The organism is Psychrobacter sp. CX5 (genome assembly GCF_057621535.2).
In genome coordinates, this window is sequence record NZ_CM177735.1 from 2,297,633 (window position 1) to 2,313,095 (window position 15,463).

Annotated in this window: 15 protein-coding genes; 13 read left to right on the forward strand and 2 right to left on the reverse strand. The window is 40.0% G+C overall.

Translation table 11 applies throughout. From position 1 onward, the window contains the following. Nucleotides 1-427 precede the first annotated feature (427 nt). From msrB to radA, 13 genes are all read left to right on the forward strand, one after another. Entirely contained in the window at nucleotides 428-847 is a 420-nt protein-coding gene (gene msrB, locus AC21OG_RS08880; protein WP_487377901.1) for a peptide-methionine (R)-S-oxide reductase MsrB, read from the forward strand. A gap of 154 nt (nucleotides 848-1,001) precedes the next feature. Further along, nucleotides 1,002-1,478 (forward strand): glutathione peroxidase, encoded by a 477-nt coding sequence (locus AC21OG_RS08885; protein WP_487377900.1) that lies wholly within the window; start codon nucleotides 1,002-1,004, stop codon nucleotides 1,476-1,478. A 410-nt stretch (nucleotides 1,479-1,888) separates the two neighbouring features. Then, complete coding sequence (locus tag AC21OG_RS08890) at nucleotides 1,889-2,482, forward strand: 6-pyruvoyl trahydropterin synthase family protein (RefSeq protein ID WP_487377899.1); 594 nt, start codon at nucleotides 1,889-1,891, stop codon at nucleotides 2,480-2,482. 113 nt (nucleotides 2,483-2,595) lie between these two features. Further along, entirely contained in the window at nucleotides 2,596-3,087 is a 492-nt protein-coding gene (gene tsaE, locus AC21OG_RS08895; RefSeq protein ID WP_487377898.1) for a tRNA (adenosine(37)-N6)-threonylcarbamoyltransferase complex ATPase subunit type 1 TsaE, read from the forward strand. A gap of 40 nt (nucleotides 3,088-3,127) precedes the next feature. Then, nucleotides 3,128-5,392, forward strand: coding sequence for a DNA mismatch repair endonuclease MutL (gene mutL / locus AC21OG_RS08900; protein ID WP_487377897.1), 2,265 nt, complete (start codon nucleotides 3,128-3,130; stop codon nucleotides 5,390-5,392). Between the two features lie 4 nt (nucleotides 5,393-5,396). Further along, complete coding sequence (miaA, locus tag AC21OG_RS08905; RefSeq protein WP_487377896.1) at nucleotides 5,397-6,566, forward strand: tRNA (adenosine(37)-N6)-dimethylallyltransferase MiaA; 1,170 nt, start codon at nucleotides 5,397-5,399, stop codon at nucleotides 6,564-6,566. A gap of 123 nt (nucleotides 6,567-6,689) precedes the next feature. Next, a complete protein-coding gene (gene hfq, locus AC21OG_RS08910; RefSeq protein ID WP_486546760.1) occupies nucleotides 6,690-7,280 on the forward strand; it encodes an RNA chaperone Hfq in 591 nt (196 codons plus the stop codon). A 224-nt stretch (nucleotides 7,281-7,504) separates the two neighbouring features. Beyond that, nucleotides 7,505-8,503 (forward strand): KpsF/GutQ family sugar-phosphate isomerase, encoded by a 999-nt coding sequence (locus tag AC21OG_RS08915; protein ID WP_487377895.1) that lies wholly within the window; start codon nucleotides 7,505-7,507, stop codon nucleotides 8,501-8,503. A gap of 120 nt (nucleotides 8,504-8,623) precedes the next feature. Beyond that, nucleotides 8,624-9,154, forward strand: a complete 531-nt coding sequence (locus AC21OG_RS08920) for a KdsC family phosphatase (RefSeq protein ID WP_487377894.1) — start codon at nucleotides 8,624-8,626, stop codon at nucleotides 9,152-9,154. Nucleotides 9,155-9,311: 157 nt separating this feature from the next. Next, the gene (gene lptC / locus AC21OG_RS08925; protein WP_487377893.1) at nucleotides 9,312-9,920 is read left to right on the forward strand and encodes an LPS export ABC transporter periplasmic protein LptC; all 609 of its coding nucleotides are present in this window, start codon (nucleotides 9,312-9,314) and stop codon (nucleotides 9,918-9,920) included. Between the two features lie 483 nt (nucleotides 9,921-10,403). Then, nucleotides 10,404-10,871, forward strand: a complete 468-nt coding sequence (lptA, locus tag AC21OG_RS08930; RefSeq protein WP_486546829.1) for a lipopolysaccharide transport periplasmic protein LptA — start codon at nucleotides 10,404-10,406, stop codon at nucleotides 10,869-10,871. 171 nt (nucleotides 10,872-11,042) lie between these two features. Further along, the gene (gene lptB / locus AC21OG_RS08935; protein WP_487377938.1) at nucleotides 11,043-11,759 is read left to right on the forward strand and encodes an LPS export ABC transporter ATP-binding protein; all 717 of its coding nucleotides are present in this window, start codon (nucleotides 11,043-11,045) and stop codon (nucleotides 11,757-11,759) included. A gap of 377 nt (nucleotides 11,760-12,136) precedes the next feature. Further along, nucleotides 12,137-13,603, forward strand: coding sequence for a DNA repair protein RadA (radA, locus tag AC21OG_RS08940; RefSeq protein WP_486546756.1), 1,467 nt, complete (start codon nucleotides 12,137-12,139; stop codon nucleotides 13,601-13,603). Nucleotides 13,604-13,707: 104 nt separating this feature from the next. On the opposite strand, the gene thiD is transcribed toward radA, so the two are convergent. After that, nucleotides 13,708-14,493, reverse strand: a complete 786-nt coding sequence (gene thiD, locus AC21OG_RS08945) for a bifunctional hydroxymethylpyrimidine kinase/phosphomethylpyrimidine kinase (protein ID WP_486546755.1) — start codon at nucleotides 14,491-14,493, stop codon at nucleotides 13,708-13,710. 152 nt (nucleotides 14,494-14,645) lie between these two features. Continuing rightward, a complete protein-coding gene (gene thiE / locus AC21OG_RS08950; protein ID WP_487377892.1) occupies nucleotides 14,646-15,335 on the reverse strand; it encodes a thiamine phosphate synthase in 690 nt (229 codons plus the stop codon). Nucleotides 15,336-15,463 lie beyond the last annotated feature (128 nt).

Below are 15,463 nucleotides of genomic sequence, written 5' to 3' on the forward strand. Positions count from 1 at the left end.
TGCATTTATGCTAGTGCTTATATTTTGATTTTGATTTGGTTCATTTTTTTTGTGAATCTAAATTCTAACTATAAATTTAAACTGTATTTGATAACTCGATTATTAAATAACTCGATTTTATGCAATCCGATTACTAGATAACGCATGTTTAATAAGGTACCTTGAATTTATTGAACTGAGATAAGTTAAGATTATGTAATCTTTGCTATCTTTTTGGTAAGTAGATTAGGTTAATCCTTTGAATAACTATTATTAAACCGCATAATTAAATAACTTATTAAAACACTTCATAAATTAATATCAGGTCAAATGACATATGGTTATTCAAGTCTACATATTAGGTTTTTGAAATACTGACTTAGGCTTTGAAGTAATGATATTTGAGCCAAAACACGACTGAGTAAAAATGACACATTAAGGATAAAATATGCAAGATTCACAGCTCACCAAAGAAGAAATTGCACAACTAACGGAAGCAGATTGGCGAGATCGTCTGACTGATGAAGAGTATGCCGTATTGCGTCAAAAAGGTACCGAACGTCCCTTTACCGGTATTCATAATGACATGAGTGAAAAAGGGGTGTATCGTTGTAAAGGGTGTGGCGCCAAATTATTTGATTCGAACAATAAGTTTGATTCGGGTTGTGGTTGGCCAAGTTTTGATGCCACATTGGATGAGTCGGCGGTAGATGAGCATTTAGATACGTCACATGGTATGCGCCGAGTAGAAGTGACTTGTAGCAACTGTGGCGGTCACTTAGGTCATGTGTTCCCTGATGGACCTAAAGAGACGACGGGTCTTCGTTATTGTATCAATTCAGTAGCCATAGACTTAGATGACAAGTAGTTTTTTGCTTTTGATTAAATAGCTATCGACTTAGACGACAGACAATATTTTAGATTACAGACATCATTACCCCATTTTAATCTCTTAACTTTTAATGAATTAATTAACGAGATAATACATACATTCTTAAGTTAACCGCTATCAAGGAAGAATTATGACGAGTATTTATGATTTCAGTGCCAATGACTTAAACGGTAAGCCAGTTGAGTTTAGTACCTTTAAAGATAAGGTCTTATTAATAGTCAATACGGCCAGTAAGTGCGGGTTCACCCCACAATTTGAAGGGCTTGAGAAATTGCACGAGCAGTATAAAGATCAGGGATTGGTGATTATTGGCTTCCCTTGCAATCAATTTGGCGCTCAAGATCCGGGTAGCAACGAAGAGATTGGGGCATTTTGTCAAAAAAATTATGGCGTTAGCTTTCTTATGATGGAGAAAGTAGACGTCAATGGTAAAAATGAGCACCCTATTTATACTTGGCTTAAGAAGCAAGAAGGCGGCTTTTTAACCGATGGTATTAAGTGGAATTTTACTAAATTCTTAATTAGTCGTGACGGCAACGTTATAGATCGGTATGCCTCAACCACTAAGCCTGAAGCGATTAAGGCAGATATTATTAAGCTTTTATGAGCGTTATGAAATCTGTAAGCGTTATAATAAATGGTGTACAACCTTAATAACCTTTATAATTTTAATAAGCGATATGACCCCTAATTGACTGATGATTACAATTTTGTGCTCAACTATGTTAACGCTCAATTAATGCTCAATATTAATAATAAGATCTTATTGTTAGTCTGATTAGAAATGGGTAACACTGCATTGTGTTATCCATTTTGTTTGTTGTCTATAGTGTTAAACTATGCTTATAGCAGATAGTAATGCCTTTTCTATAAAATAACCTATCATTGTCAGTTTTTAGTCAAGCTCGCTGAATCTATTGTATTGTAGCGTTTGATTTATTGCGTTTGGACTTACCTGACTCGATAGGTTAATCTCTAGAGTTGGTTCAAATATTTTTAGTCGTAGTGGGAATATTCATGCGTATACGTAAGCTTTTTAAATTCGAAAACGCACATATCGTGCGTAACTGTAGTTCAGATAGATGTAAGCGTTCAATACATGGTCATAGCTATCAAATTGAACTGATATTGCAAGCCGATAGATTGGACAATGGTCAGATGGTCTATGACTTTGGGTTATTGAAATCATCTATAAAAGATATCATTGACAGCTTTGATCATGCGATTTGTTTTTGGAATAAAGATGATCCAGACTACATTGCAATGTGCAAAAAGTTTAGTGCACGTTGGATCAGCCTGCCTGTCTCTCCATCCGCTGAGCAGTTCTCACGAATTATATTTTTTTGGGCACAAAGTATTTTAAATCAAACCAAAATGGCCAATGGGGAAGCAGATGTATCGGTGTATTCGGTCATTGCTCATGAAACGGCAACCGGATACGCGCAGTGTTTCGCTGAAGATGTTGCCAATGAACATATGGGTAAATTGCAATTAGAGCAGTTTGAGTTTAGCGAGCAAGTACGTCAAGAGTGGCATGATCCAAAAATGTACGATAAGCTTATCGCGGGCGAGTGCTTTGTGAATCCAGAAGTAACTCTACAAGTAAAATGATCTCTTTTCAAATCAATCTTGTTCTCGCTCTTTTATTCTATGCTTTTTGTGCAGGGCTTTTTTTAGCTTTTTTTTCATTCAATTTAATTTTATAAATGCGTGACCAAAGTAATATGGCAAACCAAACTGAAACCCTAATTTTAAAATCTGAGGCTGATACGCAAGCACTTGCCAAACGATTAGCAACGTCCTCTTTAAGCGGGAGTGTCTGGCTATCAGGTGACTTGGGTGCAGGAAAAACGACCTTAACCCGTTACTGGCTCAGAGCACTGGGTCATGAGGGATCGGTTAAAAGTCCCACTTATACGTTAGTGGAGCCTTATAAGCTAGCGCAGTCTACCAATCCACTGATTAGACGTGTCTATCATGCAGATTTATACCGTTTACAAGATCCTGAGGAATTGTCTTTTATTGGCTTTGAAGAGTATCTTGATGACCCTCAAGCTTTGGTTATTATAGAGTGGGCAAGTCGTGCACAGGACTACCTACCAGATCCAGTCATGACGATTAATATCACAGTGGCGCTACAGGATGGGGCTGAGGTAAGAGAGGTGGTGATAGACTATGCCAACCTATCATTCTCTCCTACTATTAAGCGATCCTAATAAATATAAAACTCCCTTAACAATAAGATATAAGTAACTAATGACCGTCAGCGAAAACTCTGCTCAAACCAATAATCGGATTAGAAAACTGCCGCCGCTACTGGTCAATCAACTGGCTGCAGGTGAAGTGGTCACTCGCCCCGCGTCAGTAGTGAAAGAACTGATTGAAAATGCGATTGATGCGGGGGCAACCTCTATTGATATTCGCATTACTCAAGGGGGCATGGGTATTATAGAGGTGGCTGATAATGGATGTGGCATTCATCCGGATGACATGATAATGGCGGTAACGCGCTTTGCTACCAGCAAGATAGCAGATGTGGCACACTTACAAGGCATAGCGACGTTAGGCTTTCGAGGGGAGGCATTAGCAGCCACAGCAGCGGTGTCGAGAATGACCTTGAAAAGTTGCTGTGACCATCAGGGTATCGGTCGAGAGTTGAATGTCGCTGGAATATTAGAGGATACCCCAGAGCTTATACCGGTGGTTCATCCTCAAGGGACGACAGTAACCGTCAAAGACTTATATTTTAATGTTCCTGCGCGGCGTGGGAACTTAAAGTCTATTTCTACTGAATATGCTCATATTGAAATGGTGGTCAAGCAGTTGGCGTTAGTGGCAAGTGATGTCAGCTTTTGTCTTTGGCATAATGACAAGCGTCGTTATAATTTTACGGCGATTCATCCAACGGATATAGACCAGCATATTAGTCATGGACATGACCCGAGCCAGCCAGAAGTCCTAAAGTCAGCGCTGATGCAATCTGTGCTGGCTCGATTAAAAGCGGTATTACCGGGGTCACATCAGCAAGCTAACTTACTAGATGATACTAACCTACAACCAATTGATATAAGTCTTGAAGGCTTGCAATCACACGGAGCAGTTGACTATGAGAGTCAACAGCTGGGTATTAATGGCTTTTTAATTCCCAGTGTTGTGCCTATGATTAACCCAGCTTACAAGCTGATATATATCAATGGGCGATTGGTAAAAGACAGACGTATTTCGCAAAGCTTGCGAGAGAGTGCGTCAATGACAATGTTTAGTGAAACCAATGCTAATACTAATACTATAAGCGGCTTAGGATATGTGCTGTTCTTTAATCTTCCCAAGGACTGGCTTAACTTAAACGTTCATCCTTCAAAACAGTGCATCAAAATTCAGAATCTTGCTAACATTACTGCTCATTTAGAAGTGGGGGTTAGAGATGCTCTACAACTGTGGCAAAAAAGACAATCGCAACAATCCAATACGAGATCTAGCCAGTCTAGAAGCTCGTCGTCATTAACCCCTCAGCAAAGCTCGTTAAAACACAGCACATTGCAACAAAGCTCATTAACACACAGCATTGATTCTAAAGGTATAGAAAACGCTGGCAAAGTTAATATGGGGGTAAATGAATCGTATACCCCTTATGAGCCTGACGGTCAGTCAAAAGGCCACCGTCCTTATTTAGCGACTGGTGAGGGGCATGAATTAGAATTAGAATCAAGAAATGTTCATAATCCGGAATTGAGCGGCTTTGAGATAAGCAGTTTTAAAAACAGCAGTTTTCAAAACAGTAGCTTCGAAAACAGGCACCCTAATAACCCGTATACACGTCATTATAATAGGGTGAATAACAAACAAGAGGAGTCAAATTTAGTACATACAGGGCCACAAGTACAATGCCTTTATATTATTCAAAGTAGTGAGTTAATTCAAAATAGTGAATTAACTGAACACTTATTCAAACAGCGTCAAAAGCGCCTATTAGAAGTTCAGGTAGAAGATCAGCTAGAAGCTCAGATAGAAAGTGATGCAAAAGATAAGCTAGAGGCTCAGATAGAAAGTGATGCAGAAGATGAGATAGAGGCTGAATCTAGCTTTAATTTAGTTTTAATACAGTATAAAAGCGATGTGTTTGTGATTGAAGAGCAAACTTTGCTAGAAGATCTGCTTTCTAAAGAGTTACAGTTAGAAGACTTAATGAAAAGTGATTCAAGTGATCAATCAATGTACATCAATGACTATTATCAGTGCACAGATATCACTGACAAAATTAATTGGATAAATATGGCACTCTTATCTCATATTCAACAGAGTCAACTGGAACATCGTCATTTGGATGACAAAAGTGAAAATGAAAATGTAGAAACACGACAAATAGATCAAAAAGTTAATGATGAGAATAGGATATTCTCAAATAAGGCGTCAAACTTGAAGCAGCAATTAAGTGATTATGCCCTCACTCAGATGTCTTTTAAACAACTTATTGAGTTGATGTTAACCAGTCCCTATATTCGCTTATCCAATAGAGTTTAATACAATGAGTCCAAATTTTAGCATAAAGCCTCTAAGTCAGTCTAAGCTACCAGATAATGCTGTGGTTTGCTTGATGGCGCCAACAGCCAGTGGTAAAACGTCTTTGGCTTATGAGCTTTACGATACTGGTCGATTTGAAATTGTCTCAGTGGATTCAGCGCTGATTTATCGTGACATGAATATTGGTACGGCAAAACCTACCTCTGAAGAGCTGGAACAATATCCACATCATTTGGTCGATATTATAGATCCTACCGATACTTACAGTGTGGCAAACTTTGTTGCAGATGTAGAGCGTTTAATTGAGGAGATACATAACCGAGGCAAAATACCGTTATTGGTTGGTGGTACGATGATGTATTATATGGCGCTGTTTACAGGGTTGTCTCCAGTGCCAGACACAGACATTGAGGTACGAGAAGAGGTCGAGTCTTGGCGTCAACAATCGGGTATTGAGGCGTTACATAGATACTTGACCGACGTCGACCCTGTCATCGCGCAGCGGTTACCTGAAGGTGACACCCAAAGAATTACGCGTGCAGTAGAGGTGTATAAACAAACAGGTAAGCCTCTAAGCTATTGGCAACAACTTCCTAAACAGGCGCTATCAGATAATCCAGATCAATACTGGCTTGGAGTAGCTGTCATGCCTGATAGGCAATGGCTACATCAACGCATTGAACGACGGTTACAACTCATGTGGGAGGAAGGCTTCTTAGATGAGGTTATCTCTTTATTAAAAAAATATCCTTTATCACCAGATATGCCATCGATGCGCTGTGTCGGGTACAGACAGGTAATTGACTATTTAATCGAAACGGCTCATCCTATGACAGATAAGATGCTATTATCTCATCGAGCTGTTGAAAATAGTGGGCATCAATGGGAGGCGGCCGACCTTGACCTTGCTTGTCAAGACATGAAAAATAAGGCATTATATGCGACAAGGCAACTTGCAAAAAGGCAGTTTACATGGCTTAGAAACCTAGTGGCAACTCATTCAGACCCTGCTTTATTCGATAACAATTCACTTGATAGCAATACGCTTGATAGCAGTGATTCACAGAGGGATCGTAAGATATATCATGCTCCTTTGAGTGAAACAAGAAACAAGTCTATTCAACAATTTAAATCAATTAATGACGCAAAAGAGTATCTACTTTCATATATTTAATGTTGTTAATTAGTAAGTAAACGTAAATTATTATTGGAAAATACATTAAAAGTATAATTATAAGTAATACCCTGATTATTATTGTCATCCACTTATAATAAATTAAAATTAAGGAGACACCTCATGTCCAAGGGACAAACATTACAAGATCCATTTTTGAATTCTTTGCGAAAAGACCGTATTCCAGTCTCTATTTTTTTAGTCAATGGTATCAAATTACAAGGTCAAATTGAGTCATTTGATCAATACGTTGTCTTACTTAAAAACACTGTCAGTCAGATGGTGTACAAGCATGCTATTTCAACCGTCGTTCCTGCTCGAAATCCACGCAGTAGTAGTGCCTCTACAAGTGGGTCTAAGCCAGTCGCTGGATACCAAGGAGGGTTTGGCGCTACGCCAGCGGTATCTGGTGGTTTTGAGCGCGGTGCGCCCGGTTTTGAGCCAGGTGGGTTTGCAAGCAAGCGTACAGGTTTTAACCGTAGCGGATTTTCAGATAGAGGGTTTAATCAAGAGCGCGGAGGTTTTATCCAAGAGCGTGGCTTTGGTGTAGAGCGCGGTTTTGAAGGCGATCGATCGTTTGACTCTGATAGAACATTTGGTGCAAACCGTCCACAACGTGGCTTTGAGGAACGTAGCTTTGAAAAGGGTGGGTTTGATGCCCCGACACAACCCCATCATAATGACGATAGTAATGATGACTTTGGCGATGATTAAAAATTAGAGTTAATTTAGCTCTGTCTTTCTAGGGATTCATTTTATCTCTTATACATATGACGAATGTTTAGATTAATTTTATATATTTATGCCTGCTGAAATGCAGGTTTTTTTACGATTTAAAAGTTATGATGACATGTCTGAATGCATCTGAATGATGCGAAATATGCTAAACTATTATCCGTTGTAATGCCCCTAATCATATACTACAGACCTAGCTATCTATGAAACCTTCTACTTCTTCATCGCCACCCGAACAGTATATTCAATATGCAATTGACGCCATACGTACCGAACAAGAGGCTTTAGAGCTCTTAATTGAACAGTTGGATGAGCGGTTCGTACAAGCCTGCGAGCTTATCCTAAACTGTCAAGGTCGAGTGGTCGTAACCGGTATGGGAAAATCAGGACATATCGGACGAAAAATAGCCGCGACTTTCGCCTCTACTGGCACTCCTGCATTCTTTATGCATCCTGGTGAAGCTGGGCATGGTGACTTGGGTATGTTAGTTTCAGGAGATGTACTGCTAGCGATATCAAATTCGGGTGAATCTGATGAGATTAAGACATTATTGCCTGTTGTGAAGCACCTAAAGATTCCCCTAATTAGTATTAGCCGTGATAAACGAGGTATGTTGCCTAAGTCAGCTGATGTTGCCTTAACCTTAGGTGCATTCGAAGAGGCGTGTCCGCTGGGTTTAGCACCTACATCAAGTACAACGGCTACTTTAGCACTAGGAGATGCCATAGCGGTAGCCTTAGTTCACTCTCGTCATTTTACCTCTGAAGATTTTGCATTATCACATCCTGCTGGCGCTTTAGGCCGTAAGTTATTAATGCGAGTCAGTGATTTAATGCATCAAGCGGAAACAAATTTAGAGTTACCCATTGTCTCTAAAGATACCCGTTTACATCAGGCACTGTTTGTAATGACCAGTGGTCGTCTGGGTATGGCAGTGGTTGTGGACAGTCAACAAAAAGTCATTGGTATCTTTACAGATGGTGACCTTAGACGCGCTTTAGAAAAACACATCGACTTAGATACCCCTATGTCGGAAATTATGACACCTAACCCCAAGCAAGTTTCAAAGGACTTGCGTGCATCAGATGCGCTTAGTGTGATGAATGAGAAATCTATCAATCAGTTACTGATAGTCGATGACAGACAGCATTTAGAAGGAGTGATTACCATTCATGACTTACTTCAAGCTGGGGTTAGTTGAGTCTTCACAGGGTCTACAAGATTATATAAATTTAGAAGTTTCACAAAGCTTCTGAAATGCCTGTCAATAATAGAATCATATTGGTAAGTACGTATTATTATTAAAAACTAGAGGTTTAATATGCAAGATTTAGTGAAAGCGGCAAGTAAAGTCAAACTGTTGGTATTAGATGTCGATGGTATCTTATCTGATGGTCATATTACTTATGATGACAATGGCATTGAGACTAAGTCTTTTAATGTAAAAGATGGGATAGGGGTAAAGTCTGTAAAATTAGCTGGCGTGAAAACGGCTATTATTACTGGTCGTACAAGTCCTATGGTGAGTAAGCGTGCCAAGGAGATGGAAATTGATTACGTTATTCAAGGTCGAGATGATAAACTTGACGCTCTAAATCAATTATTGTCTGACTTATCTATCCAACTAGAAGAATGTGCTTATATGGGCGATGACTTACCTGATATTAAAGCACTACAGTCAGTCGGGTTTTCGGCAACCGTTCCTAATGCTCATCAAGAAGTCTTAAGTCGTGTGATGATGGTAACAACCAAAGCAGGCGGTGAGGGAGCGGTACGAGAAGTGTGTGACTTAATCTTAAAGGGTCATGGTAAGTATGAGCAACACCTTAGCGAGTATATACTGGATAAATAGTGTCGGCTTAGTATGATTTTATAGTCGTTATTGGGTGATTCAAAGTAGTATTTGAACGCTTTCATTGTCATAATCATATTTATCATTGGCAACATAATTTTAAGTAAATATTAAGTATTATTTACGCTAGTTTTATTTAAGGGCATAAAGAGGTGTCATGAATACTCGTTTTTTATTTATTTTATCCTTGATTGTTGCCCTTTTTGCGGTATGGTTTTATCGTAATGAAGGTGATCTTGACTCTGTAATAAATTTATCTACCTCTAATATTGAATATGAAGCGACCGATATTTTAGCGGTCCAGACGAATGATGAGGGGGTGGCGGAGTATTCTCTAACTGCTGATAATTTAACGCATTATTCGGATGACAATCTTGATAAATTAGTTTCTATGACGTTAAATTGGCGACCTAGTGCCTCACAAAATGTGGTGATTAATGCAGACGAAGCCAAAATGTATCATGAGCAGTCTAAAGTAGTGATGACCAATAATGTGATGTTTTCAAGTCAGGCGAACCCTTCATTAACGGATGGTTATCAGACCGCCCGAACAGTCAAACCACCCTTAAAGCTGGTGGCTTCTGAATTAATTGGTGATTTGGAACAAAAAAGAGTTTATAGCGAAAAACCCATTGAGGTAACTCAAGCTGATAATAGCTTTGAATCGCAAAGCTTTAACGCTGATTTAACAACTGGCGACTATGAGTTTGCAAAAGTAGCGGTCACTTTTATGCCCCCAACCCGTAAAGATGAGCCACTTTTTTGATATAAAGAACAGCCTAAGTGATTGATTGAATCAATACTTAATTTCTAGTATTGTTTGCGAACCGATAGGTTTATTAACAAAATAGACTGACAGATATCCATATAATGGATTATATTGAGTGAACTTATACCTTTTATACAAGTTATCCTATCCTTATTAGACTTGGTCAGGCTTTTGAAATGAACCTACTTTTTGTAGCGTTTGCAGTATCCTCACTCGATAGGTTAATTTCTATACTTGCTTAAACTTACGGTTTATCTAGAAAATGATTTTATAACCCCTAATAGCTTGATCCTAATTAGCTTTAACCCAATTAGCTTATTTAAGCTTCTATTATCAGCCATACATTAACGCCATAATTTTAGGAAACATACTGTGAATCAACGCTCTAAAATCCTAGCGCAAATTTGTTCAAATAAATATTCGAAAGGGTTAACTGCTTTAGCAGTACTATCGGCGACCTTTGCGGCATCAACGGTTTCGATAACTGCCTCGGCTCTTCCTTCTGATGCCCAACAACCCATAAGATTGTTAGCGGATAGGGCAACCTATAGTGAGCGTACGGGCGTAACCTCATATTCAGGAAATGTAACGATTACCCAAGGAACCTTAAAATTAGCTGCTGACAATATAACAGTTAACTTATCAAACGGTCGTAGTATTCAGTCGGCAGTTGCTACTGGTCGTCCTGCCACTATGCAACAAATAGTCACTCAAGAAAAAGGGTTGGCGAAAGGGCAAGCCAATAAAATTGATTACAATGCACAAAATGGTATCGTGACGTTGACGGGGAATGCAAAGCTAACTCAAAATGGCGCTAGTTTTTCTGGTAACGTGATACGTTATAGTCTCAAGGTGGGGGATGTAGAAGCCACTGCTGGCGGCAGTCAACGCGTTGAGCTAATCTTCCCACCCAGTTCAACCTCGGGTAATAGAACAGGAATTAGGTAGGCCATGAGTAACCCAAAGAATGAACACCCTGATTCAGATGTTAATGTTAAGGTAGATGCAAACCCAGACTCAGACATAAACTTAGATACTAAGGTAGATGAGGGTTTTCAATCCTTAGAACACGTATCAGATTTAGGTGATATTCCCTCAGCTTCTGAAACTGCCTTGACGATGCGAAATCTCGCCAAACGCTATGGTAAGCGATGGGTTGTAAAAGACGTGTCGTTTAGCGTTGAACCAGGTCAAGTGGTAGGGCTGTTAGGTCCTAATGGCGCCGGTAAAACAACCAGCTTTTATATGGTCGTGGGTTTGGTTAATATGGATAAAGGCGTGGTAAGACTTGGCGGCCAAGATTTATCAAAATATGCGATGCATGAACGCGCGCGTGCCGGTATTGGATATCTACCACAAGAAGCCTCCATTTTCCGTAAATTAACGGTTGAGGATAATATCCTAGCGATATTGCAAACCCGTAGTGATTTAAATAAAGCGGCTCAACAACAAGAGCTTGAAAAGTTGATATCTGACTTTAGCTTAAGTCATGTGAGACACTCTTTGGGTATGAGTGTATCAGGTGGTGAGCGTCGCCGCTGTGAGATTGCACGTGCATTGGCGGCTAATCCAAAATTTATTTTGCTCGATGAGCCATTCGCAGGGGTAGACCCTATCTCGGTGAGTGATATTAAAGACGTGATTATTGCTCTAAAATATCGCGGTATAGGGGTATTGATAACTGATCACAACGTGCGAGAAACGTTAGCAATTTGTGAGCATGCTTATATTGTCAGTGAGGGATCGATCATTGCTCATGGGACTTCTGAAGAAATTTTGAATAATGAATTGGTACAAGAGGTTTATTTAGGTAGAGATTTCCAAGCATTGTGTTAGGGTGTGTCCTCAATTCTTACTATTGTATTTTTTAAGTGATATACCGACTAAATAGCTAGCCGACTTTAAAATGGGTTAGCTATTTCTTTTTGTTTTCAAGCGCTGCGATACCGCAATTGCATTTTTCCTAACTATTGACTCCTAAGCCCCTAACTTTCACACTACTCTTACTATTAATAGATTAATAGCCAGTCACCTCAAATATTGTCAACTGTTATAGTCAAATGTTTATGCAGAATATGTTACCTGTGCTGGAGCGAAGCGAAATTAACGCTGTAAGCTTTGACCACTACCGTAAGCTTTAACGACTAAGAGCAGCACTATAATTATCCATTCGTTCGTATTATTGATCAACTGTCTAAACAGGGGCGCCATTTATGTCAAAATCTAAAACCAGTTACGTTTGCCAAAACTGCGGGGCATACTTTGGTAAATGGTCTGGACAATGTTCGGATTGTGGCGAATGGAATACCCTAGTAGAAGCGCCAAATGTCAGTTTACCGCATCATAAGACATCAAATAAGTCACCCGTATCTTCATCTCGCGCTGCGGTGGGTGGTACGAGTGCTAATAAGGGCGGAGGAGGAGGTAGCTCAGATCGGCTTAATTATTCAGGATCACAAAGTGGGGTAGTGTCTTTAGGCTCTGTGAATGTGACATTTGATACCCGATTACCAACAGGTATTAGCGAATTTGATCGGGTATTAGGCGGCGGATTGGTCGCAGGCTCGGTAGTACTGATCGGTGGTGATCCCGGTATAGGCAAGTCAACTATTCTATTGCAAACTGCCGCAAATATGGCGGAACCAGAATCTTTATCAGGTAGTGCATTGTACGTTACGGGAGAAGAGTCGTTGTCACAAGTGGCAATGCGAGCACAGCGTTTGGGCTTATCAAGTGATTATCTAAAAGTAATGACTGAGACTAATGTTGAGACCATATGTTCTGCATTGACTCAAGAACAGCCCGCTGTTGCCATTATTGACTCTATTCAAACGATATATACGGATGCGATTAATTCTGCGCCTGGTGGGGTAAGCCAAATCCGTGAGTCGGCTGCGATGTTGACGCGTTATGCCAAACAAACCGGCACCGCTTTATTTTTAGTGGGTCATGTGACTAAAGAGGGCACTTTGGCAGGACCTCGTGTATTGGAGCATATGGTAGATACTGTTTTATACTTTGAAGGTCAGTCCGACTCAAGATTTCGCATGATTCGGGCGGTTAAAAACCGCTTTGGAGCAGTGAATGAACTAGGCATTTTTGGTATGACGGATACAGGCTTAAAAGAAGTCGCCAATCCTTCGGCCATATTTTTAAGTCGTTATGACAAGCCGATATCAGGTTCTGTGGTTATGGTCAGTCGTGAGGGTACAAGGCCTTTACTGGTTGAGGTACAGGCTTTAGTAGATGACTCTACCGGTCAGCCAAGACGTATGGCGTTAGGGTTAGATCAGCAGCGATTGGCAATGCTACTCGCTGTCATGCACCGTCATGGGGGCATTCATACCAGTGGTCAGGATGTGTATGTCAATGTGGTTGGGGGTGTAAAAGTGATGGAAACCGGTTCTGATTTGGCTGTATTGTTAGCGTGTGCCTCAAGTATCAAAGAGAAGCCCCTTCCATCCTCATTGGCTGTATTTGGAGAAGTAGGATTGTCTGGAGAGATTAGACCAGTTCCTAATGGACAGGAGCGATTGAAAGAGGCGATGAAGCATGGTTTTACACATGCTATCGTACCTAAAGCCAATGCCCCGAAAAGTCTGATGGGACAATTTAAGGGCATAAACGTTATTACCGCAGATCGTCTAGATGATGCCATTGACAGAGCTTTTGAGCTTTAGTCTTGAAAAGCAGCTATTTAAAAGTAACTATTTAGATGTGGTGTTAAAAGTTAAAATTTTATTACTCATGTCATTTGATTAAGCTAATTTAAAAACGTTGCCGTTTAGTAATATTTATAGAAGTGGTGCACAGGACCATGTCCTTTACCCACATGCAAATCATCGGCATGGCTTAAGGCACCGGTCAAGTACTCTTTTGCTTTGCAGCAGGCTTTATCAAGACTATCACCTTGACCCCAATAAGTGGCAATAGCGGCAGATAGTGTACACCCAGTACCATGGCTATTTTTAGTCTTGATACGTTTGCCTTCAAACCATTGATAACTGTCATCAATGCGCAGTAAGTCAGGCGACTCATCCTGCTGTAAATGTCCTCCTTTTAAAAAGGTTGGTACTACCAAAAGTTTAGCTTGGTGAATCATATCTTCTCTAGTAATGGCTTCGGTTTCACTAAGTAAATCAGCTGCTTCCGGTAAGTTGGGTGTGATCAGACCGACTTTAGGGATTAGGATATCGCGTAACGCTGTTATAGCCTCTCTATCTAAAAGTCTGTCACCGCTTTTTGCCACCATCACTGGATCTAAGACAACCTTATTGGGTTGGTACTTATCGATAGCTTCTGCGACACATTGAATCACGTCCGCTGTACCCAGCATACCAATTTTGACTGCATCAATCTTAACATCACTGAACACGGAATCGATTTGTGCGCGTATTAAATCAATCGGCATGATTTCAACTTGCTGAACACCTTGGGTGTTTTGGGCGACAACTGAGGTAATAATACTCAGGGCATAACTGCCATTAGCGCTGATGGTTTTTATGTCGGCTTGAATACCTGCGCCGCCTGTGCAATCTGTGCCGGCTATAGTGAGAATATTTGTTATCATTTTATTTCTCCTTATTTAAGTCTTACCAAAAAAAACCAACATAATTTATATCATCGTCTTATTTATTATGAAGATTAATAACAATGACATTGTGTTTGGCAACTCTTACACTTATTTATTACTGTTTGAAGTTTATAGAATATATAAATGAATTAAAGGTTAGGCGTTAGCGCAGAAATTAATCGTTTTGAGGCGTCTTTAGGACTATTGGCAGCACATATCGCTGACACCACCGCAATGCCGTTGCATCCTGTTCCGTAAACTGCTTGAGCGTTATCAAGATTAATACCCCCGATAGCGACTGTAGGTAATTGACTGACCTCTACCAGATGACGTAATCCCTCTATGCCAATAGGTGCTGCGTGATCACTCTTGGTATTTGTAGCAAAAATTGGACCAACTCCAAAATAATCTAGCAGATCTAGGTAGTGAGTATGAGCATACTGCAATTTATCTATTGTATTTATGGACAGGCCTAACCATGCCTCTGGCCCTAAAATCTCTCGTGCTTCAATGACGTTCAGATCACTCTGACCGATATGTGCGCCATCGAGTTTGGCTTTTTTAGCGATATGAACTTTATCATTCATGATCAATGGTACACGGCCATCAATGGCTTCTTTGAGCTCACAGGCTACCTTATACAAGGTGTCATCATCAGATATCTTGTCCCGCAATTGTACGAAGCTCACCCCGCCCTCTATGGCATCGCACACAGTATCGATAAGTCCTTTTCCTTGACACATATTATGACCAGTAACTAAATACAATGTCATCGAATCAGCATTCTTAGCCTTTGGATACATTGGTAAACATCGGTGGTTACTATCAATAGAGTTCATAGTTTTATTGTCTCGCTAAACACATGTTAGTGACGGACTGCGCTATTTAATAACTTTTAATTTACAGACCCATGTCTATCTCAAAGAATACGCTTAATATCATGTTAAATAAAACCTATCTTACATTA